Annotated in this window: 19 protein-coding genes; 12 read left to right on the top strand and 7 right to left on the bottom strand. The window is 73.7% G+C overall.

Going from position 1 to position 23874, the window contains the following annotated elements:
- Positions 1 to 9: 9 nt before the first annotated feature.
- Genes AB0F77_RS04050 through AB0F77_RS04040 form a run of 3 tightly spaced genes read right to left on the bottom strand, consistent with a single transcriptional unit; the run spans position 10 to position 2883 of the window.
- Complete coding sequence (locus AB0F77_RS04050) at positions 10 to 792, bottom strand: ATP-binding cassette domain-containing protein (RefSeq protein ID WP_361941026.1); 783 nt, start codon at positions 790 to 792, stop codon at positions 10 to 12.
- On the bottom strand, positions 789 to 1775 hold the full coding sequence (locus AB0F77_RS04045; protein ID WP_361941023.1) for an ABC transporter permease: 987 nt from the start codon (positions 1773 to 1775) through the stop codon (positions 789 to 791). Before AB0F77_RS04045 ends, AB0F77_RS04050 begins: the two co-directional genes overlap by 4 nt.
- A 34-nt stretch (positions 1776 to 1809) precedes the next feature.
- Positions 1810 to 2883 carry a substrate-binding domain-containing protein gene (locus AB0F77_RS04040; RefSeq protein ID WP_361941020.1) on the bottom strand — a complete coding sequence of 358 codons (1074 nt, stop codon included), beginning with the start codon at positions 2881 to 2883 and terminating at the stop codon, positions 1810 to 1812.
- A gap of 133 nt (positions 2884 to 3016) precedes the next feature.
- On the opposite strand from AB0F77_RS04040, the gene AB0F77_RS04035 reads away from it, so the two are divergent.
- On the top strand, positions 3017 to 4234 hold the full coding sequence (locus tag AB0F77_RS04035) for an ROK family protein (RefSeq protein ID WP_361941017.1): 1218 nt from the start codon (positions 3017 to 3019) through the stop codon (positions 4232 to 4234).
- 196 nt (positions 4235 to 4430) lie between these two features.
- On the opposite strand, the gene AB0F77_RS04030 is transcribed toward AB0F77_RS04035, so the two are convergent.
- Complete coding sequence (locus AB0F77_RS04030; protein ID WP_361941014.1) at positions 4431 to 5303, bottom strand: helix-turn-helix transcriptional regulator; 873 nt, start codon at positions 5301 to 5303, stop codon at positions 4431 to 4433.
- Positions 5304 to 5416: 113 nt separating this feature from the next.
- Here AB0F77_RS04030 and AB0F77_RS04025 point away from each other — a divergent pair, with 113 nt between their 5' ends.
- Positions 5417 to 7378, top strand: coding sequence for an MBL fold metallo-hydrolase (locus tag AB0F77_RS04025; RefSeq protein WP_361941011.1), 1962 nt, complete (start codon positions 5417 to 5419; stop codon positions 7376 to 7378).
- Here AB0F77_RS04025 and AB0F77_RS04020 read toward each other — a convergent pair.
- Genes AB0F77_RS04020 through AB0F77_RS04010 form a run of 3 tightly spaced genes read right to left on the bottom strand, consistent with a single transcriptional unit; the run spans position 7339 to position 10395 of the window.
- The gene (locus AB0F77_RS04020) at positions 7339 to 7722 is read right to left on the bottom strand and encodes a toxin Doc (RefSeq protein ID WP_361941008.1); all 384 of its coding nucleotides are present in this window, start codon (positions 7720 to 7722) and stop codon (positions 7339 to 7341) included. The genes AB0F77_RS04025 and AB0F77_RS04020 overlap by 40 nt on opposite strands.
- Positions 7722 to 7961: a hypothetical protein gene (locus AB0F77_RS04015; RefSeq protein WP_361941005.1), complete on the bottom strand. Its 240-nt coding sequence runs from the start codon at positions 7959 to 7961 to the stop codon at positions 7722 to 7724. Before AB0F77_RS04015 ends, AB0F77_RS04020 begins: the two co-directional genes overlap by 1 nt.
- Positions 7962 to 7977: 16 nt before the next feature.
- On the bottom strand, positions 7978 to 10395 hold the full coding sequence (locus tag AB0F77_RS04010) for a SpoIIE family protein phosphatase (RefSeq protein ID WP_361941003.1): 2418 nt from the start codon (positions 10393 to 10395) through the stop codon (positions 7978 to 7980).
- A 239-nt stretch (positions 10396 to 10634) separates the two neighbouring features.
- Here AB0F77_RS04010 and AB0F77_RS04005 point away from each other — a divergent pair, with 239 nt between their 5' ends.
- The 10 genes from AB0F77_RS04005 (at position 10635) to AB0F77_RS03960 (ending at position 23794) form a co-directional block, all read left to right on the top strand.
- Positions 10635 to 12218 carry an ABC transporter substrate-binding protein gene (locus tag AB0F77_RS04005; RefSeq protein ID WP_361941001.1) on the top strand — a complete coding sequence of 528 codons (1584 nt, stop codon included), beginning with the start codon at positions 10635 to 10637 and terminating at the stop codon, positions 12216 to 12218.
- Between the two features lie 2 nt (positions 12219 to 12220).
- The gene (locus AB0F77_RS04000) at positions 12221 to 13177 is read left to right on the top strand and encodes an ABC transporter permease (protein ID WP_361940997.1); all 957 of its coding nucleotides are present in this window, start codon (positions 12221 to 12223) and stop codon (positions 13175 to 13177) included.
- On the top strand, positions 13174 to 14076 hold the full coding sequence (locus AB0F77_RS03995; protein WP_361940994.1) for an ABC transporter permease: 903 nt from the start codon (positions 13174 to 13176) through the stop codon (positions 14074 to 14076). The genes AB0F77_RS04000 and AB0F77_RS03995 overlap by 4 nt, the downstream gene beginning before the upstream one ends.
- Positions 14076 to 15833: an ABC transporter ATP-binding protein gene (locus AB0F77_RS03990; RefSeq protein WP_361940991.1), complete on the top strand. Its 1758-nt coding sequence runs from the start codon at positions 14076 to 14078 to the stop codon at positions 15831 to 15833. Before AB0F77_RS03995 ends, AB0F77_RS03990 begins: the two co-directional genes overlap by 1 nt.
- The gene (locus AB0F77_RS03985) at positions 15830 to 17830 is read left to right on the top strand and encodes a CocE/NonD family hydrolase (RefSeq protein ID WP_361940988.1); all 2001 of its coding nucleotides are present in this window, start codon (positions 15830 to 15832) and stop codon (positions 17828 to 17830) included. Before AB0F77_RS03990 ends, AB0F77_RS03985 begins: the two co-directional genes overlap by 4 nt.
- Positions 17827 to 18474, top strand: a complete 648-nt coding sequence (locus AB0F77_RS03980; protein ID WP_361940985.1) for a TetR/AcrR family transcriptional regulator — start codon at positions 17827 to 17829, stop codon at positions 18472 to 18474. The genes AB0F77_RS03985 and AB0F77_RS03980 overlap by 4 nt, the downstream gene beginning before the upstream one ends.
- Before the next feature lie 146 nt (positions 18475 to 18620).
- Complete coding sequence (locus AB0F77_RS03975; RefSeq protein WP_361940983.1) at positions 18621 to 20144, top strand: ABC transporter substrate-binding protein; 1524 nt, start codon at positions 18621 to 18623, stop codon at positions 20142 to 20144.
- A gap of 64 nt (positions 20145 to 20208) precedes the next feature.
- Positions 20209 to 21150: an ABC transporter permease gene (locus tag AB0F77_RS03970; RefSeq protein ID WP_361940980.1), complete on the top strand. Its 942-nt coding sequence runs from the start codon at positions 20209 to 20211 to the stop codon at positions 21148 to 21150.
- Entirely contained in the window at positions 21147 to 22946 is a 1800-nt protein-coding gene (locus tag AB0F77_RS03965; RefSeq protein ID WP_361940977.1) for a dipeptide/oligopeptide/nickel ABC transporter permease/ATP-binding protein, read from the top strand. The genes AB0F77_RS03970 and AB0F77_RS03965 overlap by 4 nt, the downstream gene beginning before the upstream one ends.
- Positions 22943 to 23794 carry an ATP-binding cassette domain-containing protein gene (locus AB0F77_RS03960; RefSeq protein WP_361940974.1) on the top strand — a complete coding sequence of 284 codons (852 nt, stop codon included), beginning with the start codon at positions 22943 to 22945 and terminating at the stop codon, positions 23792 to 23794. The genes AB0F77_RS03965 and AB0F77_RS03960 overlap by 4 nt, the downstream gene beginning before the upstream one ends.
- Positions 23795 to 23874: the final 80 nt, after the last annotated feature.

Genomic DNA, 23874 nt, shown 5'->3' with positions numbered 1-23874 from the left:
CGGGTCTCCTCAGTCATTGCGGGCCCCCGTGATGAGGGCGACGATCTCGTCACCGGTGGTGCCGGCGGTGCGCCGGCCCGCGACGCAGCGGCCGGCACGCATGACCCACACCTGGTCGCTCAGCCGCATCACCTGCGGGAAGTTGTGGCTGATCAGCAGCACGGTGTGGCCGTCGTCGCGCAGCTTGAGGATCAGGTCCTCGACCTTGGCGGTCTCCTGGACGCCGAGCGCGGCGGTCGGCTCGTCCATGATGACCAGGCGTGAACTGAAGCCCGCCGCACGGCAGATGGCGACCGCCTGCCGCTGGCCGCCGGACAGCCGGCGCACCCGGGAGCCGACCGCGGGCACGTTGACCGCGAGCGCGGACACCATCTCCTGGGCACGCCGCTGCATGGAGCGGCGGTCCAGGAAGGCGACGGGTCCGAAGCGGCGCACCAGTTCCCGGTTGAGGAACAGGTTCTGCCACACGGTCAGGTCCTCGACCAGCGCCAGGTTCTGGTGCACGGTCTCGATGCCGGCGGTGCGGGCGTCCTCGGGGGAGTGGAAGTCGATCGGGGCGCCGTCGAACAGGATGCGGCCGCCGTCCGGGCGGTGGATGCCCGCGACACAGCGCACCAGGGTGGACTTGCCGGCGCCGTTGTCGCCCACGAGGGCGGTGATCTCGCCGGGGCGCAGGGTGAGCGACACGTTCTGGAGCGCGCGCACGTTGCCGAAGGACAGCGAGACGTCCTCGACGCTGACCAGTGGCTCCGCGACGGCGGACGGCTTGTCGGAGGGCAGGGGACGGGTCATCGCTGGAACCTCGTAAGGAAGGCCGCGAGCACCACGACGATGCCGACGGACAGCGGCTGGTAGAACTGCGAGACACCGAGCAGCGTCAGCCCGTTGACCAGGGCGGTCAGCAGCAGCGCTCCGATGACGGGGCCGGTGATCGTGCCCCGGCCGCCGAAGAGGCTGACCCCGCCGAGCACCACCGCGGCCACGGAGTTGAGCAGGAACGAGGTGTTCGCGGCCGGTTCGGCGGCGCCCACCCGCGCCACCAGCAGTACGGAGCCGAGCCCGGCGAGCACACCCGAGATCGCGTACACGGCGATCTTCACCCGGGCGGTGCTGATGCCCATGGCGGTCGCCGACTCCGGTGCGCCGCCGGTGGCGAGGACGTGGGTGCCGAACCGGGTGTGGAACAGCACCACATGGGCGACGACGGCGACACCCGCCGCGATCAGGAAGGTCCAGCCGAGCACGCCGAGGCCGCCGGTGGACAGTTCGAGCAGGGTGCTGTCGACGACGGTCACGGGCTTGCCGTCGGACAGGATCAGCGCGAGCCCGGAGGCCGCCGACAGCGTGCCCAGGGTGACGATGAAGTCGGTGATTTTCCCCCGGGCGACGATCAGCCCGTTGGCCACGCCCACCGCGGCCGCGGCCACGACCGCCAGGAGGCTCGACGGGCCGAGCCCCCAACCCGCCTGGTACGCCTGGCCGAAGGCGACCGCGCCGAGCGTCATCGTGGAGGCGATCGACAGATCGATGCCGGCGGTCGCGATCACGAAGGTCTGGCCGACGGCCAGGATGATCAGGATGGCCGCGGCCACGAGCATCGACTGCACGTTGCCGCTGCTGAGGAAGGTCGAGTCGGCGCTCTGGAAGACGACGACCAGCACGATCAGACCGACCAGCGCGGCCCATTCGGCCCAGAAGCCGACGTCGCGCAGCCGGGCCGCCCGGGCCCGGGGGCCGGGACCGCCCTGCTTCGCCGCGAGCGTTGCCTCACTCATGGTGTTCCGTCCTCCCGGGCGCCCGTCCGCCGGGTCACTTGGTGAGCGTCTTGAACGGGTCGTCATAGCTGCCGAACGGTTTCGGAGTGCTGGCCAGCGCCTTGTCCGCGTCGGCCTTGGTGACGAGTTCCACGGGGGCCTTGACGTTCTTGGGCAGCGTCTTGCCGTCGACGGCCGCCCGGCACGCCTCCACGCCCATCTGCCCGATGGTGTACGGGTACTGGGCCACGGTCGCGTCGAGCGTGCCGGCCTTCACCGCCTCCAGCGCGTCCTTGATGCCGTCGACGCTGATGACCTTCACCCGGCCGGTCTTCCCGGCGTTGGCGACGGCGCGGGAGACGCCGAGCCCCATGTCGTCGTTGGCGACGAAGAAGCCCTTGAGGTCCGGGTGGGCGCGCAGCACGTCGGTCGCCGCGGTCAGCGCCGTCTGCCGGTCCCAGTCGGCGGCGACGCTCTGGACGACCTTCACGTCCGGTCCGACGCCCTGCCGGAAGCCGTCGACACGGGCGCCGCTGGTGACGTCACCGGCGATCCCGCCGATCACGGCGACGTTCCCGCCCTGCGGCAGGAGCTTCGCCATCTGGGCGCCGGCCGTCTTCCCGGCGTCGACGTTGTCCGTGCCGATGTAGGTGGCGGGCGTCGCCTTCGCCGCGGCGGCGGCCTTCGCGTCCACGGGGCTGTCGATGTTGACGATGGGCTTCTTCGCCGCGGCGACCCTGGCCAGGCCCTGTACGAGGTTGGTGGCGGAGATCGGGTTGACGACGAAGCAGCCGTACTGCTGTCCGGCGAGGCCGGTGAGCTTGTCCGCCTGGCCGGTGGTGTCCGTGATCGAGTTGGCGGCCTGCACGGTGACCGACACCCCGCCGGCCTTGGCCTGTGCCTGGATGCCCTGTTCCATGCTCTGGAAGAAGGGGTTGTCCAGCCCCTTGATCACGGCGGCGACCTTGGTGCCGCCGCCCGAACCGGAGTCCGACGAGCCGCCGGAGCCGCAGGCGCTCAGCGCCAGGGTGCCGGTGACGGCCAGGGCGATCGCGCAGGCGGCGGCATGACGCCCGGAACCCGGACGCGCTGTGGCCCGGTCTCTCACGGCTCTGAGATTCGTACGCATGGGGCTTGTCCCTTTCCCGCTGGATAGGGCAGACGGTACGACTCGTTATGGTGACTGGCAATACTTCTTTCGACTTTTTCTGCCGTAAGTAGGTCGACTTCCGTCCAGTGTCCGTCATAGCTAGAGTGTGCGAGTGGATACGCCGAACACAGCCTCACCCCGGACCGGGACCGGACCGGGCGAGATCCTGGCCCTCTTCCGCGACATCGCCGAGGGGCTCACCAAGACCGACGTCGTGCAGCACACCGGTCTGTCGCGCACGACGGTCAACCAGCGCCTGGAAGGACTGCTGGCCGCCGGTCTGCTCGTCCCCGCCCCCGAGGACGCCCGCACCCGGGGCCGTCCCGCCGGACGGTTCGTCGTCAACCGCAACAAGGGTGTCCTGCTCGTCGCCGACATCGGCGCCACCGGACTGCGCACCGCGCTGTGCGACCTGGCCGGCGAGGTCCGCGCCGAGCGCGAGGTCGCCTCGGACGTGACCGCGGGACCCGAGACCGTGCTGGCCCTCGTCGAAGGTCTCTTCTCCGAACTCCTCGCGGAGACCGGGCAGTCGGAGGCGGACGTGCTGGGCGTCGGCATCGACGTGCCCGGCCCCGTCGACTTCGCGACCGGACGGGTCGTCAGCCCGCCGATCATGACCGGCTGGGACCGCTACGACATCCCCGGCCGCATCGGACCGCGCTACGACTGCCCCGTCCTGGTCGACAAGGACGTCAACGCCATGGCGTACGGCGAACAGCGCCTGCGCTACCCGGACGTCGACCACCTGCTCATGGTCAAGATCGGCACCGGCGTCGGCACCGGGATGATCGCCGGTGGGCGGATCCACCGGGGCGCCGACGGCGCGGCCGGGGACGTCGGCCACATCCAGGTCACCGTCGAGGACGTCGAGGAGCCGCCCGTGTGCCGGTGCGGCAACACCGGCTGCGTGGAGGCGTACGCGGGGGGCTGGGCCATGGTCCGCGATCTGCGGGCCGCCGGGCACGACGTCACCAGCGTCAACGACGCCGTCCGCCTGATCCGCTCCGGAGACCTCACCGCGGTCCGGCTCGCCCGCCGCGCGGCTCGCATACTCGGCGTCGCCATCGCCGACGCGGTCAACATGTTCAACCCGCGAGTCATCGCCATCGGCGGCCAACTCGCCCACACCGACGAGCAGTTGTTCGCCGGAATCCGTGAGGTCGTCTACCGCCGATCGCTGCCGCTCGCCACCCGCAACCTCCAGATCGTACGCAGCGCGCTGGACCCGGACGCCGCCGTCATGGGCCTGTCCCAGCTCCTCGTGGACGGCATCTACGCCTCGGGCCGGGTCCAGGAACTCATCGACCGCGAGACCGAGAGCGTCGGCTGACCCGGGCCGCGCGACGGGACGCCGTGCCCGGGGGCACGTCCGGCGGTGCCCGGGAGCGGGGCGGCCGGTGCCACCGTCCGGGCCCGGCCCGGCGTTGCTCCGCCACTGAGGGCGTCGGCGTCGCGGAGCACCCGACGGTGACGCCCGGCCCACCAGGAGTCTGCGCGTGGTCCGTTCCCGGGAATCCCGGGGGCACTCAGGGCGAACGCCGGCCGACGCGGCCCCCGGCCAGGTCGGCGAGTCTGGCCAGGCGTTCCGCCGAGGGGGTGCCCTCCCGCGCGCCGCTGAACACGATGCGCATCCCGGGGTCGTCGGTCAGACGGACGATCTCCTCGTCGAGGACCATGGCACCGACCCGCGGATGGTGGTACTCCCGCACGGAATGCAGGCAGTCCCGCACCGGATGACTCGACCAGATCACGGAGAACTCCTCGCTGCGGACGCTGAGTTCGCCGATCAGCGCATGGAGTTCACGGTCGTCCGGATGGCGCGCCGCCGCCAGCCGGAGATAGGCCGTGATGTCCCGGGCCTGGGCCGTCCAGTCCGGGAAGAGGTCGCGGGCGGCGGCGTCGAGGAACGTGACGCGGGCGATGTTCGGGAGGGGCCCGCCGGACGCGGGGTCCGGCGCGGGCAGCCCCCACAGGGCGTGGCCGAGCCGGTTGCCGCCGAGGAGGTCCGCACGCCGCCCGACGATGATCGCGGCCTGCCCGGCCGCCGCGTCCACCAGGGCCCGGACCGCGGGACGCACCCGCTCCGGCTCCTCGCCGCGCAGCACCGTCCGGCTGGGCATCGCCAGCCGCACCAGATGGGCGCGCTCGTCCGGCGCCAGCCGCAGGACCCGCGCGAGGGAGTCCAGCACCGCGTCCGAGATCCGGTGGCTCTCCCCCTGTTCCAGCCGGGTGTAGTAGGTGACGCTGATCCCCGCGAGCTCGGCCAGTTCCTCGCGCCGCAGCCCCGGCACCCGGCGCTGCCCGTAGGTGGCCAGGCCGGCCTCCTCGGGGCTGACGGCCGCCCTGCGGCTGCGCAGGAACGCGCCGAGCTCCGACGCCGCCGACCACCTCTCACCCATGCCACCAGTGTCGCAAGGCGCCCCGGGCGGTGCCTGCCCATGCCGTGGACACCCGGCCGGGTACCCACGGCATGGTCTGGATGGCGGGACAGGGTCCCACCACAGTGGGCGGCATGAACGTCATGCACATCCCGGACGACGGCACCCCCGTGCGCCGCCCGGACGAGGAACGGGGCCCGGTCGTCGTGACGGCGGCCACGAGCGCCACCGGTTCGGCGGTCGTACGGGCCCTGCTGGACGCCGGCTCCCCGGTCCTGGCCGTCGGACGCGACCACGGACGGCTGCGCCCGTACGCCGAGCGCGGCGCGCACACGTACGTCAGCGCCCTGGACGACCCGGACCGGCTCACCGCGGCCCTGGCCGGGGCGACCGGCGCGTTCGTCATGCTCGCGCCGGGACTCGTCCCGGACAGCCCCGACTTCGCCGCGTACCAGCGGGCCGCCGTCGACGCGCAGGCGCGCGCCGTACGGGAGGCATTCCGGCACGGGCGGCTGCGCCGGGTGGTGACCCTGAGCGGCTGGGCCGCAGGCTTCCCGGGCGCCCGCGGCCCGGTGTGGGGGCTGCGGCGGCTGGAGGAGGCGATCGACGCGACCGGTGTCCCGGCGGTCCACCTGCGCGTGGGCTGGTTCATGGAGAACCTGCTGGCCGACATCGACGCCGTCCGCCGCACCGGCTCCACGGGCGGCATCCTGCCCCCGGACCTCTCGCTGCCGATGACCGCCACCGCGGACATCGGCCGGGTCGCGGCCGAACTCCTGCGCGGCGAGCGGGACTTCGTCCCGGGCCCGGTGGAGGTGGCCGGCCCCGCCCCGCGCACCCTGCGCGAGGCGACCCGGCTGATCGGGGAGGCCGTCGGAGCCGCCGCGGCCACCTACGCCGTGCGGACGCCCGCGGAGGTCCGCGCCGCCCTCGTCGCCGACGGGTTCTCCGGACCCATGGCCGACGGCACGGTCGCCATGACCCTCGACGTGGCCGAGGGCCGCATCCGGATGCTGACCCCCGGCCGGCGCGTCACCACCCCCACGACGCTGGAGCGGTTCCTCGCCGCCGTCACCCGGGACCGACCGGCGCCCGCCTCCCCGGTCCCCTCGACCCCCCGTACCGCGAGCACACCTCACGGAAGGACCCGCATGACCGTCCGGTCACCGCGCCAGGCCCCCGGCTTCCAGCGGTTCCGCCTCGGCGACCTCCTGATCACCGCCCTGTACGACGGCTACGTGCCCATCCTTGCCGACGACCTGCGCGGTGCCCCCGGCCACGAGATACGCCGGCGTCTCACCGACGCCTTCCTGCCCGAGGAGGGCGACCCGCGCACGGCCGTCCTCGCGTTCCTCGTGGAGCACCGCGGCACCCGTGTCCTCGTCGACGCCGGCAGCGGCGCCACCCTCGGCCCCGACACCGGGCACCTGCCGGACGCGCTGTCCGCCGCCGGGACCGCCCCCGAGGATGTCGAGCACGTCCTGATCACGCACCTCCACCCCGACCACAGCGGGGGACTCGTCACCGAGGACGGCGCGGCCGTCTACCCGCGCGCCACCGTGCACGTGGCGCGTGCCGAGGCCGACCACTGGCTCGACCCGGAGCGCGCGGCGCGTGCCGAGGGGGTCGCGAAGGTGATCCACGAGGCCGCCGCCTCCGCACTGGCCCCCTATCGGAGGGTCGGCCGGGTCGACACGTTCGACACCTTCGACGCGCTGCCCGGCGTGCGCGCCCTCGACCAGCGCGGGCACACCGCCGGTCACAGCGGCTACCTCTTCGAGGGCGAGCGGCCCGTGCTCTTCTGGGGCGACACCGTGCACAGCCACACCGTGCAACTGCCCTGCCCGCACGTGTCCGTCGCCATCGACAGTGACGAACCCCGCGCCGTCGAGGCCCGCGCCCGGGTCCTCGGCCTCGCCGCCGACGGGGGATGGTGGGTCGCGGCGGCCCATCTGCCCTTCCCGGGCCTCGGTCGGCTGCGCCGCGACGGTGACGGCTACGACTGGGTGCCGGTCCCCTTCGGGCCGTTGGTTCCGTCCGGACGTGACGGGTGCGGTCAGATTCGCCAGGAGCGCAGCGTGTCCGCGACGGAGTAGATCGTCAGACGGGTCTCGCGGACCTTCCTGACGAGGTCGGACAGCCCGCCGTAGGGAGGATCGATGCCCTCCCCGGACTGGTCCATGTACTGGGCCGCGACGAACGCGGCGAACAGGCTGTTGCGGTGCGGCAGCGGCTCCAGCCGTACGACCGAGTGCAGCAGGGCCGCCGCACGCCAGGCGGCGTCGGGGTTCGACGTCTCCAGCGTCGGCATCCGCGTCCTGTGCCGGGCGACGGCCGCGACCAGGGCCGAGTAGTCGGTGACCGACATGTCGTCGGTGCCGAGGGCGGCCTCCTGCACGTCCAGGAGCCAGGAGACGTCGACGTAGAGGATCTCGCTCATCAGGCGGCGGTGGCTCCCCGGCCGTGCCGCGCCGGGGGCACCTCGTCCGGGAACGCCTCGTCGAACTCCTCGCGCAGCCGGTCCGCCCACGCGGAGGCGCCGGCCACGAACTGCTTGCGGTGCATCTCGCGGACACCCAGGTCGTGCATGTACTGCTTGAGGCTCTTGCCCTCGGCCGCGGCGGCCGAGCGCACACCTTCCATTTCCTCGTCGGTGAAGGACACGTTCAGCGATGGCATGACGCCATGGTACCTATCAGGTACCTGCACGCGCCAGGCCCGGTTCCGCGCCCCCGGGCGAGGCCGGCACCGGCTGCTCGGTCCAGATGGTCTTGCCCCGGTGGCCGTAGCGGCAGCCCCACCGGGTGGTGCACTGGGCGACGATGAACAGCCCGCGGCCCCCTTCGTCGGTCTCCTTGGCCCGGATGAGGCGGGGCTGGGTGTTGCTGGGGTCGGTGACCTCGCAGATCAGCACGTCCCCGCGCACGAGCCGGAGCCCCACCTGGCCGCCGGCGTAGCGGATGGCGTTGGTCATCAGCTCGCTGACGACGAGTTCGGTGGTGAAGGCCATCTCGTCCAGCCCCCAGGCGGTCAGCTGCCCGGCCGCCGCCGCCCGCGCCTCGGCCACGGACGCCGCCACCGGCGCGAACTCCCAGCTCGCCACGTTCGCCGGATCCACCACCCTGGTCCGGGCGAACAGCAGCGCCACGTCGTCGCGCGCGGGCGCGGTGCCGGGGGTGCCCAGCAGCCGGGCGCCGACGTCCTCCAGGGGCGTTCCCGCGCGCAGGGCTGCGCCCAGTTCGTCCCGCAGCCGCCGGGTGCCCCGCTCGATGTCTCCGCCGTCCCGCGCGAACAGCCCGTCGGTGTAGAAGGCGAGCAGGCTGCCGGGCGGCAGGTCCACGGCGACGGACTCGAAGAGCACGTCGCCGACGCCCAGGAGCGGTCCGGGGCTGACGTCGACCAGGTGCGTCGAGCCGTCGGGGCCGACCAGGACCGGCGGCGGGTGGCCCGCGCTCGCGAGGACGCACTGGCCCGTGGTCGGGTCGTAGACGGCGCACAGGCAGGAGGCGCCGATGACGTCGTGCTGGTCGGGCGGAGCCTCGGCGATGAGCCGCTGCACCAGGTCCTCGGCGTGGGCGAGCACCTCCTCGGGCGGCAGTTCGAGGCTCAGATAGGTCTGGATGGCGGTGCGCAGCCGGCCCATGGTGGCCGCGGCCGCCAGACCGTGCCCGGTGACGTCGCCGATGACGAGCGCGAGCCGCAGGGAGGGCAGCGGCACGACGTCGAACCAGTCGCCGCTGATGCCGATGCCGTCGCCGGCCGGGCGGTACAGGGCCGCCGTGTCCGCCGCGGACAGACTGGTCGTCGCCGACGGGAGCAGCCGCTCCTGGAGGGCGGTCGCGGCCCGCCGCGCGCTCACGTAGCGGCGGGCGTTGTCGATGCCGAGGGCCGCCCGGGAGGCGATCTCCGTGAGCAGCACGGCGTCGCTCTCCCCGAAGGCGGCGGAGTCCTCGGTGCGCCAGGCCGTGACGCTGCCCAGGAGCAGTCCGCGGGCGAACAGCGGCGCCACCGTCAGCGAGTGGGCGTCCTCCGGGACGAGCAGGTCGGCGAGCGCGCCGCCGCCGAGGGACTCGATCACGGCCGCCCGGTCCATCACGATGGAGCGGCCGTTCTGGATGTCGCGCAGCGTCGGGCTGTCCGGCAGCCGCGGATAGTGCCGGCCGACGCCCATCAGCCCGGCGGGCCAGGTCCCGGAGGCCGAGGCGGTCGCCACCCGGACGAGGTCCTGGCCGCCGCGGCCGGGCGCGGGCAGCGGTTCGTCGCCGTGCAGCACGGGCTCCGCCATGTCGACCGTGGCGAGGTCGGCGAGCCCCGGCGCGACGACCGCGGCGAGGGCCTTCGCGGTGGCCGTGATGTCGAGGGAGAAGCCGATGCGGATGGCGGCCTCGTGCAGCAGGTCGCGGTGGCGGCGGATGTCCTCCTGCTCGGTGGCGTCGCGGATCAGCAGCACGACGCCGCTCGGGGTGCCGTTCCTGTCGTGGAGCCGGAAGGCCGACAGGGACAGGGCCCAGGCGTGCCCCGGGTCCTTGAAGGCGTGCATCCGGCGCAGGCGCGCCACGACCGGCTTCCCCGTGGTCAGCACCTCGCGCAGGACGGCCTCGACGGCCGCGGCGTCGTCCGGGTGCATCGACTCGTGCAGCCGGCCGCCCGCCGAGAGCGGGGGGACGCCGAACATCTTCTGGGTGATGTTCGTCCAGACGAGCCGGAGGTCCGTGTCGTGCAGGGCCAGGCCGAACAGGTCCTGGGCGCGGATCGCCCGGAGCACGGCGACACCGTGGGTCTCCTCGGCGGCCTCGTCGGCCGGCGCGACGAACAGCAGACGGGTGCCCGTCCCCTCGACGGGCACGACGGTCAGGGCCGCGTCCACGACGCCCCCGTGGAGCTTGCGCAGGAGCAGCTGGCCAGGGGCGGGCACCGGTTCGTGCGGCAGGGGGGAGCGGCCGGCGATCAGTTCCGCGAAGGGGTGGCCGCGCAGGGCAGGCAGGCCGTCGCCGAGGAGCCGGGTCGCGCCGGTGTTCCAGCCGGTCACCAGGCCGTCGCCGTCGACCACCACGACGGCCGTGGGATCGGGCAGCAGCTCCTGGTCGCCCGCGTTGCCGGAATCCATGTCCATGAGCCGACTCCCGACGCTCACCTTGCACTAGCGATTGTCGAGCCTTTCCGGCCTCCGGCCAAACGGGCTCGGGGGCGCCCGGCGGGGCCGCCGCGGCGTTACCGGTGGGTTTCGGATGGTTAATTTCCGCGCCCGAGGGGTTGGCCGGAAACCGTCCGCTGGTTATCGTTCACGCACTTTACTCAATCGTTCCGTTGAACGAATAGCTTGGACGAACAGCGGAGGGAGACGGTCGGTCCATGTCCGACATCCATCGCCCGGGGCGCCGTACGGTGCTCACCGCGGGCGCGGCCACCGCGGCCTCGTTCGGCGCGTCCTGGCTGCTGTCCGGGTGCGCGGGGGCGACCGCCGCCCCGACCCTGCCCGAGACGGCCCCGAAGGGCGCCCCCGACCGCGGCGGCACCCTGCGCATCGCCCGGCCCCCCGCCTCCGACGCCGAGACCCTCGACCCCGCGAGCTCCCTGTCCGCGTACGAATACCTGGGCGCCCTCTACAACCGGCTGGTGCGCACCGGCGCCGACGGCGAACCCGCCCCCGACCTCGCCGAGTCGTGGGAGAGCGACGCCCGGGCCCGCACCTGGACCTTCCGGCTGCGCAAGGGCGTCACCTTCCACGACGGCCGCCCGTTCACCGCGGCCGACGCCGTCTACACCCTGCGCCACATCCTCGCCAAGGCCACCGCGTCACCGCAGGCCGCCGTCCTCGCCCCGCTCGTCGACCCGCGCGAGCTGCGCACCCCGGACGCCCACACCCTCGTCGTCCCGCTCAAGGCCGCGAACGCCGAGTTCCCCAGCCTGCTGACGCACTACAACTGCTACGTCGTCCCCGACGGCAGCGCCCCCGGCATCGGCCGCACCGGCATCGGCACCGGACCCTTCCGCCTGGAGTCGTTCGCCCCCGCGGGCCCCGGCCGTGTCGTCGCCCACCGCGACCACTGGGCCGGCCCGCCCGTGCTCGACGCGATCTCCTTCTACTCGGTCGCCGACATGTCGGCGCGCTCGGGCGCCCTGCTCGCGGGCCAGGTCGACCTGCTCTCCCAGACCAACCTGGACTTCGCGACCGCCCGGGTGGTCGCCGCCTCCGACCGGGCCACCGTCGCCCGCGTCAAGAACGCCCAGTGGTACGTGCTGCCGATGCTCACCACCGAGAAGCCCTTCACGGACGTCCGGGTCCGCCAGGCGATGAAACTCGCCTACGACCCCGAGCATGTCGTCAAGGTCGCCCTCCAGGGCGCGGGCACCGCCGGCTGGGACAACCCCGTACCGCCCGACGACCCCGCCCACGTCGCCGCCCACCCGGCCCACGACCCGGACCGGGCCCGCCACCTCCTCAAGCAGGCCGGACACGAGGGGCTGGCCGTCGACCTCTACACCTCGGCCTACGACCCGCTGTTCACGCCGATGGCGCTCGCCTACCAGGACTCCGCCCGCCGCGCCGGCATCCGGGTGCGGGTCCGGACGGCCGCGGCGGACTCGTACTACACGCAGATCTGGATGAAGAAGCCGCTCATGGCCACCTACTGGTTCACCGGCCGGCCCGTCGACCAGCTCTTCACCGAGATCTTCCGCAGCGGCTCCTCCTACAACGAGACCGCCTGGTCCGACAAGGGGTTCGACGCCGTCCTGGACCGGGCGCGCGCCGAGACCGACACCCGGCGGCGCCGCGAACTCTACGGCGAGGCACAGAGGCTGGTGATCGAGCGGGGCGGGGCGATGACCCCGATGTTCGCCGACCGTCTCGTCGGCATCTCCCGCAAGGTGCGCGGATACGCCGAGCGCGGCTTCGAGTTCGACTACCTCAACATCGGCCTGAAGGGGGCCTGAGCGTGCTCGTGTTCACCCTGCGCCGCCTGGCCTCCGCCGTCGGCACGCTGATCGTCTCCTCCGTCCTCGTCTTCCTCGCCGTCCAGGCCCTGCCCGGCGACGTCGCCACCCAGGTCCTCGGCAAGGACGCCACCCCCGACGCCGTTGCCGCCCTGCGCGGAAAGCTGGGCCTGGACCGGCCCGCCTGGGAGCGCTACGGCGACTGGATCGGGGGCGCCCTGCACGGCGACTTCGGCACCTCGCTCGTCACCGGCAGGGCCGTCGGCGGCGAAGTCGCCTCCTACCTCGGCAACTCCGCCCTCATCGCCCTCGTCACCGTCGTGTTCGCGGTGACCGGCTCGGTGGTCCTCGGGGTCGTCGCGGGCCTGTACCGCGACCGCTGGCCCGACCACCTCGTCTCCACCGTGAGCCTGATCGGCATGAGCGTGCCCGAGTTCGTCGTCGCCACCGTCCTCGTGCTCTGCTTCTCCGTCGCGCTGCCCTGGTTCCCCGCCGTCGTCCTCTACGGCCCCGACGCGAGCGTCGGCCAACTGCTGCCCGCCGTCTGGCTGCCCGCCCTCGCGCTCACCGTCGTCATGGCCGCCTACATCGTGCGCATGGCCCGCACCTCGGTGATCGACGTGATGGCCGGCGAGTACGTCACCACGGCCCGCCTCAAGGGCCTGTCCACCTGGCGGATCGTCACCCGGCACGCCCTGCCGAGCGCGCTGCTGCCCGTCCTGCACGTGATCGCCCTCAACGTCGCCTGGCTCGTCGGCGGCGTCGCCGTCGTCGAGAACGTCTTCAACTACCCCGGCATCGGCAAGCTGATGCTCTCCTCCGTGCAGAACCGCGACCTGCCCGTCGTCCAGGCCGTCGCCCTCGTCAGCGCCGTCGTCTACGTCTGCTGCAACCTCGCCGCCGACCTCTGCGCCATGGCCCTCAACCCCCGGCTCCGCACCCGAGGCAGGACCCGATGACCGCATACGACACCACACCCGCGGCCACGCCCGCCGCCACCGTCCCCGCACCGCGCGCCGCCGCCCGGGCCTGGCGCACGCTGACCTCCTCGCGCGTCGCGCTCGCCGGCCTGACCGTCGTCGCGCTCCACGTCCTGATCGCGCTGCTCGCGCCCCTGCTCACCTCCCACGACCCGACGGCCAACGACCCCGCGCACGCCCTGCTCGGCCCCGGCCGGGACCACTGGGCGGGCACCGACCAGTACGGCCGCGACGTCCTGACCCGCGTGCTGTACGGCGGTCGTTACGCCCTCGGCGTCTCCCTCGCCGCCACCCTCCTCACCGTCGCCGCGGGCACCGTCGTCGGCTGCGCCGCGGCCCTGCGCGGAGGCTGGTTCGACGACGTGCTCGGACGGCTCCTGGACGCGGTGCTGTCCGTGCCCGCCGTCCTCGCCCTGCTCGTCGTCGTGACCGCGCTCGGCACCGGACCCGCGGTGATCGTCCTCGCCGTCGCCGTCGTGTACGCCCCGCAGGTCGTCCGCGTCGTGCGCGGCGCGGCCCTCGCCGTCGTCCCCCTCGACTACGTCACGGCCGCCCGCGCCCGCGGCGAGAGCACCTGGTCGATCCTGCGCCGGGAGGTGCTGCCGAACATCACCGACGTCGTGTGCGTGGAGTTCGCGATGCGCGCCTCCTGGGTCGTGCTGCTGATCTCCTCGCTGTCCTTCCTCGGCTTCGGCGCCGACCCGCCCACCCCCGACTGGGGCCTCATGGTCGCCGAGAACCGCACCGCCATCACCGTCGTCCCCCTGGCGAGCATCGCCCCGATCATCGCCCTGGCCACCCTCGTGGTCGGGCTCAACCTCGCGGCCGACGGCCTGTCCAAGGCATGGGGCGTGGACCGCCTCCGGGAGGGCTCCTGATGACCGCGCCCTACACCTCCGCCGGCCCCGTCGCCCCCGTCGTCTCCGTGGACTCCCTGTCCGTGGCCTACCGTTCGGGCGGCCGTGACGTGCCGGTCGTGCACGACGTGTCCCTGGAGGTCGCGGCCGGCCGCACCCTGGCCCTGGTCGGCGAGTCCGGCAGCGGCAAGTCGACCGTGGCCGCCACGCTCCTCGGCCACCTCCGGCACGGCTCCCGCCGCACCGGCGGCACCGTACGCGTCGACGGGCGGGACGTGTTCGCCCTGCCCGCGCGGGAGTTGCGCCGGCTGCGCGGCGGCACCGTCGCCATGGTCGCCCAGAACGCCGGGCACGCGCTGACGCCCTCCATGCGCATCGGACGGCAGATCCAGGAGACCGGCACCGACGTCCCCGTCACCGACCTGCTCGACCAGGTCCGGCTGCCCCGCCCCGCCGACCTGGCCCGCCGCTACCCGCACGAACTCTCCGGCGGCCAGCAGCAGCGCGTCGCCATCGCCATGGCCGTCGCCGCCCGCCCCAAGGTGCTGGTCCTCGACGAACCGACCACCGGCCTCGACGTCGTCACCCAGCGCGGCGTCCTCGACCTGATCGCCGCCCTGCGCGACGAACTCGGCCTGGCCGCCGTCCTGGTGAGCCACGACCTCGGCGTGGTCGCCCACATGGCCGACGAGGTGTGCGTGCTCGGCACGGGCCGCGTCGTGGAGGCCGCGCCCACCCGGCAGCTGTTCGACCACCCCCAAGACCCGTACACGAGAAGGCTGCTGGCGAGCGTGCCCCGGCTGGACGACGCCGGACTCGCGCTCGTGGACGAGGCGGGGGAGCGGACCGTGCGCCCGCGCTCCGCGGTCCCGGACGGCGCGCCCGTCGCCGTCACCGCCCGCGACGTCACCGTCGACTACGGCAGCGGCCGGGCCGTGGACGGCGTCTCCTTCGAGGTCAGGCGCGGCGAAGTCCTCGCGCTCGTCGGCGAGTCGGGCAGCGGGAAGTCCACCCTCGCCTGGGCGCTCGCCGGGCTGCGCACCCCCTCCGGCGGCACGCTCGCACATGAGTCCGGCAACCTGAACCTCCCCGCCGCCGAGCGCCCGCCGGCCCTGCGCCGCCGGATCCAGCTCGTCTTCCAGAACGCCGACACCTCCCTCAACCCCCGCCGCCCGGTCGCCGAGGCGGTCCGCCGCCCGCTGCGGTTCTTCGGCACGGCACCCGGCCGCGCCGAGGCCGCCGAGCGCACCCTGCGGCTGCTCGCCGACGTCCGCCTCGACCCCGCCCTCGCCGGCCGGCTGCCCGCCCAGCTCTCCGGCGGACAGCGCCAACGCATCGGCATCGCACGGGCGTTGGCCGGCGGCCCCGACGTCCTGATCGCCGACGAGATCACCACCGCCCTCGACGTGTCCGTCCAGGCCGAGGTGCTGCGCCTGCTGGACGACCTGCGCCGCGAACACGACCTGGCCTGCCTGTTCATCAGCCACGACCTCGCCGTCGTCCGGGGCGTCGCCGACCGGGTCGTGGTCCTGCGCCACGGGGTCGTCGTCGAGGAGGGCCCGACCGAGGCCGTGTTCGCCGCGCCCGGCCACCCCTACACCCGGCAGCTGATGGCCGCCGTCCTCGAACCCGACCCCCGTACACCCCCGCCGCCCCTTGACGCCCCCGGCTGGTCCGACGCGGCGGCACCGGGCGACGTCTGGACCGACCACGGCGACGGCCACCGCGTCCGCCGCTGGCAGCCCGCGCACACCCCCGTGGCCGAAGGAGCCGTGTGAAGTACCGCGACCAGTTCGAGCGCCGGGTCGTCCGGGAGGACGTCTGGATCCCCACCCGCGACGGCGCGACCCGGCTGCACGCCCGCGTGTGGCGGCCCGCGGACGCCGACCCCGTACCCGCCCTGCTCGAATACCTCCCGTACCGCAAGGGCGACTGGACCGCGCCGCGCGACGCCCAGCGCCACCCCTGGTACGCCGGCCACGGCTACGCCTCCGTCCGCGTCGACATCCGCGGCCACGGGGACAGCGAGGGCGCACCCGGCGACGAGTACGACGCCCAGGAGCTCGCCGACGGCGTCGACGTCGTCCACTGGCTCGCCGCCCAGCCCTGGTGCACCGGCCGGGTCGGCATGTTCGGCATCTCCTGGGGCGGCTTCAACGCCCTCCAGATCGCGGCCCTCGCCCCCGAGCCGCTGAAGGCGATCGTCACCGTCTGCTCCACCGACGACCGCTACGACAACGACGTCCACTACACCGGCGGCGCCGTCCTCGGCATCGACATGCTCGCCTGGGCCGGCACCATGCTCGCCTTCGCCGCCCGCCCGCCGGACCCCGCGAGCGTCGGCGCGCGCTGGCTGCCCATGTGGCGCGAACGGCTCGACGCCCTCGAACCCCTCCTGCACACCTGGCTCGCCCACCAGGAACGCGACGCCTACTGGAGGCACGGCAGCGTCTGCGAGGACTACGGCGCCGTCGGGGCGGCCGTCCTCGCCGTCGGCGGCTGGCACGACCCCTACCGGGACACCGTGCTGCGGCTCGTCGAGCACCTGCCCGCGGACCGGGTACGGGGACTGATCGGGCCGTGGTCCCACCAGTACCCCGACCGGGGGCTGCCGCCCGGCCCCGCGATCGGCTTCCTCCAGGAAACCCTGCGCTGGTGGGACCAGCACCTCAAGGACACCGACACCGGCGTCATGCGCGAACCGCTGCTGCGCGCCTGGATCAACGACCCGGTCCCGCCCGCCACGTCGTACGACGTGATGCCGGGCCGCTGGATCGGCGAGAGCCGGTGGCCCTCGCCGCGGACCGTGTGGGACGAGCGGGCGCTCGGCTCCGGCAGCGCGCCCGTGCCGGTGCGCTCCCCGCAGCACACCGGTGTCGACGCCGGCCGCTTCTTCCCCTTCGGCAACACCGGCGACCTGCCGCCCGACCAGCGCGAGGAGGACGGGCGGTCCGTGTGCTTCGACTCCGCGCCCCTCACCGAACGCGTGGAGATCCTCGGCCGGCCCCGGGTGCGGCTGCGCCTCGACAGCGACACCCCGCGCGCCCATGTGATCGTCCGCCTCTGCGACGTCGCCCCCGACGGCGCGTCCACGCTGATCACGCGCGGGGTGCTGAACCTGCTGAGCCGGCACGGCCGGGACCGGGCCGTGGAGTGGGCCCCGGGGACGTACGAGGACGTCGGACTCGACCTCACCGGCACCGGATACGCCTTCCCGCCCGGCCACCGGATCAGGGTCGCCGTCTGCGACGCCTACTGGCCGTGGGTGTGGCCGCACGGCGAGCGCGGCGCGCTGCGGGTCGTACCGGGGGACAGCGCGCTGCTGCTGCCGGTGCGGCTGGCGGACGGGGACGAGCCGGTCGTCGCCTTCGAGGAACCGGAACAGGCGCCGCCGCTCGCCGTGACGTACGACCCGCCCGTGACGGCACGTCCCGAACGGCTGGTCACCCGGGACGTCGCCACGGGGGAGTGGACCCTGGAGGTCGACCCCGACTACGGCGGATCACGGACCTACCCCGACGGGCTGCGCTACACGGAGAGCGCGCGGGAGACGTACCGCATCCGAGACGACGACCCGCTGTCCGCGCGCGCCGTCTCCGAGTGGCACGTCCGGCTGCGGCGCGGCGACGACTTCGACGCTGAGATCATGACGCGCACGGAGCTGCGCGCCACGGCCGCGGACTTCGTCGTGGACAGCCGCATCGAGGCACGGGCGAACGGAGAGACAGTGGCCAAGCGCGCATGGCACCGCACCATCGGCAGGACGTCGGGATGACCGCCGCCAGGACCCCGCGTCGCGCCGTCGCCGCCGCCGACCGCACCCGCCAGCCCACCGAGGTCCGCCGCCGGCTGATCGTCGAGGCGGCCCTCCCGCTCATCGCCGAACGCGGCTACGGCTCCGTGGGGGTGCGGGACGTGGCCGCGGCGGCCGGGGTGTCCGTCGGCACCGTCACCTACCACTTCGGCAGCGTCCAGGAGATCCTCTCCGAGGCGATGGTGCTGCACATCGAGCGGTACTACGCGGCGCTCAGCGAGAGCGCGGCGCGGGCCACCACCGGCGCCGAGGCGCTGCGCCTGCTCGTCGACGCGCTGTTCACCGAGGACACCGACCGGCACTGGCGCATGTGGTTCGACTACTGGAACGCCGGCGACCAGGGCACGGACGAGGCGTTCGCCCGCGGCCAGGCCGAGCGCTACGCGGCCTGGCACCGGCAGATCCGCACCCTGGCCGAACGGGGCGTGGCCGACGGGGAGTTCACCACCGACGACCTCGACGGCTTCACCCTCCGCTTCGCCGCCCTGGCCGACGGCCTGGCCCTCCAACGCCTCCGCCAGTCCCCACCCCTGACAACCGACCAGGCCCGCCACCACCTGAACACACTCATCAGGAACGAGTTGGGACAGGGCACCTCGGACTGATCTCCCGCCCGCACGGGTGACGGGAACCCGTGCGGCGCGCACCCCCGTGACCGTTCACACGTCTGCAATGTTATTCGCTCTTTCCACTATAGGAAGGGTCCTATATGGTCACCGGCAGAAGTCCGCCGGATGACGAGGGGGCGTGTATGCGGAGCAGGCGGGAAGTGCTGGGGGTGCTCGGGGCCGGGGGTGCCGTGGTGGCCGGGCTGGCGGGCTGCTCCTCGTCCGGGCGGGACCGGAGGCCGAGCGGGACGCTGACCCTCGGCACGGCCGTGGACGTGAACTCCTTCGCGCCCGCCGAGGCCCAGGACGCGCACTTCATGCAGTACTACCAGGCGCCGTACGACGGGCTGCTGCGCATCGCGCCCGACGGCACCTACACACCCGGCCTCGCCACCGAGTGGTCGTACGACCGCAGCCGCACGGTCCTGCACCTGACGCTGCGCCCCGGAGTGCGCTTCCACGACGGAACGCCCTTCGACGGCAGGGCGGTCGCCGCCAATCTGATGGCCGCGAAGAAGGGCACCGGCACCGGCGCGGCCGGCTTCGCCTCGCTCAGGTCCGTCCGCGTCGACTCGCCCGGCGGCGTCGACCTGGTACTGGAGCGGCCCGACCCCGGTATCGTCCGCCAACTCGCCATGGGCTGCGGCATGATGGCGAGCCCGAAGGCCGTCGGCACGCCCGGTCTGCGGACGCGCCCCGTCGGCACCGGGCCGTACGTGCTGGACCCGAAGGGCACCACACCGACGGTCAAGTACACCTTCGTCCGCAACGCCGACTACTGGGACAAACGTTCCTTCCCCTTCGAGAAGGTCGTCCTCATCCCCATGACCGACGCGATCGCCCGGCTCAACGCCGTGCGCTCCGGACAGGTCGACGGCGCGTTCGGCGACGCGCTCAACATCCGCGCCGCGACCTCCGCCGGGCTCAAGGCCACCGTCTCGCCGGGCCCCGGCTTCCAGGGCCTGTTCCTCTTCGACCGCGACGGCCGGGTCAGCCGCCCCCTCGGCGACGTCCGCGTACGCCGGGCCGTCAACCACGCCATGGACCGCGACGGCATCGCCAAGATCCTCGTCGACGGCAGGGCCCGCACCACGGGACAGGTCTTCAACCCGCAGTCCCCGGCCGCCGACCTGAGCCTCGACACCTACTACCCGCACGACCCGGCCCGCGCCCGCACCCTGCTCGCCCAGGCCGGCTACGCCCGCGGCTTCGACCTCGACATCCCCGAGCCGGTCTACCCGAACCTCTCCCCGATCCTCGGACAGCTCCTCGGCGACGTCGGCATCCGCGTCAACTGGGTGCAGGTGCCCACCCAGTCGGTCAACGCCCAGTACCTCTCCGGCAAGTTCCCCGCCGTGTACTACCAGCTCCAGTCCAGCGACCCCTGGCAGGCCGTGAACTTCCTCGGCACGGCCAAGGCCGCCTGGAACCCCCTGCACGTCGACGACCCGGCGGTCCAGGCCGCCATCGACGCCGTCCGCGACGCCCCCGAGGGCGCGGCCCGCGACGCCGCGTACCACCGCCTCGACCGCGTCTACGTCGAGCGCGCCTGGTTCGCGCCCGCCTACTTCCCCGACGCCGTCTACTTCTCCTCCCCGGCGATCGAGGTCACCCCGCAGAGCCTCCAGATCGTGCCCTCGTTGCAGAACTTCCGCCCCGCCGCATGAACCGCGGCCGGGTCCACCTCACCCATCCGACGCGGACCGGCGTCCCGCGGGGAAGGACCACCCCTTGCTGACCTTCGTCCTGCGACGCCTGCTCGCGGGGGTCGTACTCGTCTTCGTCATCTCCACACTGGCGTTCCTCCTGCTCTCCGCGGGCGGCACGGACGTCGCGCGGACCCTGCTCGGCGAGACCGCCACCCCGGACCAGATCGCCCGCAAACAGCATGAACTGGGCCTCGACCGGAGCCTGCTCAGCCAGTACGGCGACTGGCTCTCGCACGCCGTCCGCGGCGACCTCGGCACCTCCTGGCTCACCAACCAGAAGGTCACCGACGGCCTCGCCGACCGACTGCCCGTGACCCTGTCCCTCGCCGTCGGCGCGGTCCTGCTCACCACCCTCGTCAGCGTGGTCCTCGGCGTCACCGCGGCCGTACGGCGCGGCGCCGTCGACCGGTGCGTGCAGATCCTCGCCGTCGTCGGCTTCGCCATGCCCGGCGTGTGGTTCGCGCTGCTCCTGGTCATCGGCGTCGCCATCAGACTCCAGTGGTTCCCCGCCACCGGATACACCCCGCTCACCCAGTCGCCCGGCGACTGGCTGTCCTCCCTCGTGCTGCCCGTCCTCGCGCTCGCCGTCAGCTCGATCGCCTCGACCGCGCAGCAGGTCCGCAGCGCCATGATCGACATCCTGAACCAGGACTACGTCAGGACCCTGCGCAGCCGCGGTCTGTCCGAGACCCGCGTCGTCTACGAGCACGCGCTGCGCGGCGCCGCGCCCACGGCCCTGACCATGGTGTCCCTGCACTTCATCAGCCTGCTCGGCGGCACGGTCGTCATCGAGAAGGTGTTCGCCCTGCCCGGCCTCGGCTTCCTCGCGCTCAACTCCACCCTCGGCGGCGACACCCCGCAGGTCCTCGGCGTCATCGTGCTGATGGTCGTGGTCGTCGTCGTGGTCAACCTCCTGCTCGACATGGCCAACGGCTGGCTCAACCCGAAGGTGCGTGTGCGATGACCGACGTCGTCACCCTGCCCGGCACCACCGCCCCCGACGGTGTGACCCGCAGACTCCTGCGCGACCCGGTCGCTGTCGCCGCGCTCGCCGTCCTGGCCGTCGTGATCCTCGTCAGCCTGGCCGCGCCCCTGATCGCCCCCCACGACCCGAACCACGTCTTCCCGGAGACCGCACGCTCGGCTCCCGGCGGCGGACACCTCATGGGCGGCGACGGCGCGGGCCGCGACGTCCTCTCCCGCCTGTTCTACGGCGGCCGTTCCACGCTGCTGGGCGCGCTCGTCACCCTCGTCGTGGCGACCCTGCTCGGCGTCACCTCCGGCCTCCTCGCCGGCTACTACGGCCGGGCCTTCGACACCGTCGCCGGCTGGGTCGCCAACATGCTCCAGTCGATCCCCGGCATGGTGATCCTGCTGAGCGCCACCGCGACGCTCGGCCCGCGGACCCTTCCGGTCATGGCGCTGTTCGGCGTCCTGCTCGCCCCGCAGTTCTTCCGCCTGGTGCGCACCGCCGTACGCGGGGTGCGCGGCGAACTCTACGTCGACGCCGCCCGGATCTCCGGACTGGGCGACGCCCGCATCATCGGACGCCACGTCCTCGGCGTCGTACGCGCCCCCATCGTCATCCAGGCGTCCATCGGCGCCGGCATCGCGATCCTGCTCCAGACCGGCCTCCAGTTCCTCGGCATCGTCGACGCCTCCCAGGCCAGCTGGGGCCAGATGCTGTCGGACGCCTTCACCAACATCTACGCCGCCCCCACCCTCGTCGTCTGGCCGGGCGTCGCCATCGGCCTCACCGTCGCGGCGCTCGCCCTCGTGGGCAACTCCCTGCGCGACGCGATCGCCGACCGGGGGACCCGGCCGAAGCGCCGCCGCCCCGCCCGCCGGACCCGGCCCGCGGACGCACCCGGCGCCACCGCCCGCACGGACGGGTCCGGCGGCACCCGCCCCACGACCACGCCCGACGGCGCCCTGCTGCACGTCGAGGGGCTGACGATCGCCTATCCCGGCCCGGACGGGGACCGGACCGTCGTGGAGGACGTCGGCCTGAGCGTCGGGCGCGGACAGGTCCTCGGCCTCGTCGGCGAGTCCGGCTCGGGCAAGACGCAGACCGCGTTCGCCGTCCTCGGACTGCTGCCCGAGGAGGCCGACGTCCGCGCCGGGCGCATCGTCTTCGACGGCACCGACCTGACCGCCCTCGACCGCCGGGCCCGCGCCGCCCTGCGCGGCCGGCGCATCGCGTACGTGCCGCAGGAGCCGATGTCCAACCTCGACCCCGCGTTCACCGTCGGCCACCAACTCGTCGAGCCGATGCGGGTGTTGCTGAAGATCTCACGCGCCGAGGCCAGGAGCCGCGCCCTCGCGCTCCTCGCCCGGGTCGGCATCGCGGACCCCGCCCGTACGTTCGCGGCGTACCCGCACGAGATCAGCGGCGGCATGGCCCAGCGCGTCCTCATCGCCGGCGCCGTCTCCTGCGACCCCGACCTCCTGATCGCCGACGAGCCGACCACCGCGCTCGACGTCACCGTGCAGGCCGAGGTGCTGGACCTGCTGCGCGACCTGAGCGCGGAGCGCGACATGACCGTCCTGCTCGTCACGCACGACTTCGGGGTCGTCGCCGACCTCTGCGACCGGGTCGCCGTGATGCGCGCGGGCCGTGTCGTCGAGGAACAGGACGTCGCCGGCCTCTTCGCCGCGCCCGCGCACCCGTACACCCGCACCCTGCTCGACTCCGGCCTGGAGTCCGCGCCGCCGCGGGCGCCCCTGACCTCCGCCGCCCCGGGAAAGGCCCCCCGATGACCGCCGCGACCGCGCCCCTGCTGAGTGTCGACGCCGTCGACGTGACCTTCCCCGCCAAGGGCTTCCGCAAGCCGCCCCTGAAGGTCCTCCACGAGGTGTCCCTCACCGTGGGCGCGGGGGAGTGCGTCGGCCTGGTGGGCGAGTCGGGATCGGGCAAGACCACCCTCGGCCGGGCGGTCCTCGGCCTGGTGCCGGTGGCCGCCGGCACCATCGCCTACGACGGCCGGACGATCTCGGGTCTCGACCGTGCCGGGCGCCGGGCGCTCAGCAGCGAGATCCAGGTCGTCTTCCAGGACCCCTACACCTCGCTCAACCCCGCCATGACCGTCGAGGCCGTCCTCGCCGAACCGCTGGTCGCCGCCGGGCGGTCGGCCGGCGCGGCCCGTGCCCGGATCGCGGAACTGCTCGACGCGGTGGGGCTGCCCGCCGACTCCGGGCGGCGGTTGCCCCGCGAGTTCAGCGGTGGCCAGCGCCAGCGGGTCGCCATCGCCCGCGCGCTGGCGCTCGACCCGCGCCTCGTGGTGTGCGACGAACCGGTCAGCGCGCTCGACCTCACCACCCGGTCCAGGGTGCTGGAGCTGCTGGTGGAGCTCCAGGAACGCACCGGCGTCGCCTATCTGTTCATCTCCCACGACCTGACGGTGGTCCGGCACGTCTGCCACCGGGTCGCCGTGATGCACGGCGGACGGATCGTGGAGAGCGGCCCCGCGGAACAGATCACTAGCGCGCCCCGGGACCCCTACACCCGGCGTCTGCTGCTGGCCGCCCCGGTGGCCGACCCGGTGGAACAGGCCCGCCGCAGGGAGGCCCGCCGCGCCCTGGCCGCGACGTCCCGCGCGCAGCCCTGACCGGCAGCCGCGCACCGCCGCGGGCCCGCCACCGACGGGGGGCGGGCCCGCGGCGTACGGTGACCCGGTTCGCGGGACGT

It is taken from the genome of Streptomyces sp. NPDC026672 (assembly GCF_040638185.1).
GTDB lineage: Bacteria > Actinomycetota > Actinomycetes > Streptomycetales > Streptomycetaceae > Streptomyces.
The sequence above is the reverse complement of the archived record's forward strand: the minus strand, read 5'-3'. Positions and strand labels throughout refer to the sequence as shown.

What these genes read in the sequence shown, in the direction of transcription:
- AB0F77_RS03975 (WP_361940983.1), top strand. Translation starts at nt 18,621, where the DNA reads ATGCGGAGCAGGCGGGAAGTGCTGGGGGTGCTCGGGGCCGGGGGTGCC.
- AB0F77_RS04015 (WP_361941005.1), bottom strand. Translation starts at nt 7,961, where the DNA reads ATGCCATCGCTGAACGTGTCCTTCACCGACGAGGAAATGGAAGGTGTG.
- AB0F77_RS03980 (WP_361940985.1), top strand. Translation starts at nt 17,827, where the DNA reads ATGACCGCCGCCAGGACCCCGCGTCGCGCCGTCGCCGCCGCCGACCGC.
- AB0F77_RS04030 (WP_361941014.1), bottom strand. Translation starts at nt 5,303, where the DNA reads ATGGGTGAGAGGTGGTCGGCGGCGTCGGAGCTCGGCGCGTTCCTGCGC.
- AB0F77_RS04010 (WP_361941003.1), bottom strand. Translation starts at nt 10,395, where the DNA reads ATGGACATGGATTCCGGCAACGCGGGCGACCAGGAGCTGCTGCCCGAT.
- AB0F77_RS03995 (WP_361940994.1), top strand. Translation starts at nt 13,174, where the DNA reads ATGACCGCATACGACACCACACCCGCGGCCACGCCCGCCGCCACCGTC.
- AB0F77_RS04045 (WP_361941023.1), bottom strand. Translation starts at nt 1,775, where the DNA reads ATGAGTGAGGCAACGCTCGCGGCGAAGCAGGGCGGTCCCGGCCCCCGG.
- AB0F77_RS04025 (WP_361941011.1), top strand. Translation starts at nt 5,417, where the DNA reads ATGAACGTCATGCACATCCCGGACGACGGCACCCCCGTGCGCCGCCCG.
- AB0F77_RS03965 (WP_361940977.1), top strand. Translation starts at nt 21,147, where the DNA reads ATGACCGACGTCGTCACCCTGCCCGGCACCACCGCCCCCGACGGTGTG.
- AB0F77_RS04050 (WP_361941026.1), bottom strand. Translation starts at nt 792, where the DNA reads ATGACCCGTCCCCTGCCCTCCGACAAGCCGTCCGCCGTCGCGGAGCCA.
- AB0F77_RS03990 (WP_361940991.1), top strand. Translation starts at nt 14,076, where the DNA reads ATGACCGCGCCCTACACCTCCGCCGGCCCCGTCGCCCCCGTCGTCTCC.
- AB0F77_RS04020 (WP_361941008.1), bottom strand. Translation starts at nt 7,722, where the DNA reads ATGAGCGAGATCCTCTACGTCGACGTCTCCTGGCTCCTGGACGTGCAG.
- AB0F77_RS04040 (WP_361941020.1), bottom strand. Translation starts at nt 2,883, where the DNA reads ATGCGTACGAATCTCAGAGCCGTGAGAGACCGGGCCACAGCGCGTCCG.
- AB0F77_RS03960 (WP_361940974.1), top strand. Translation starts at nt 22,943, where the DNA reads ATGACCGCCGCGACCGCGCCCCTGCTGAGTGTCGACGCCGTCGACGTG.
- AB0F77_RS04005 (WP_361941001.1), top strand. Translation starts at nt 10,635, where the DNA reads ATGTCCGACATCCATCGCCCGGGGCGCCGTACGGTGCTCACCGCGGGC.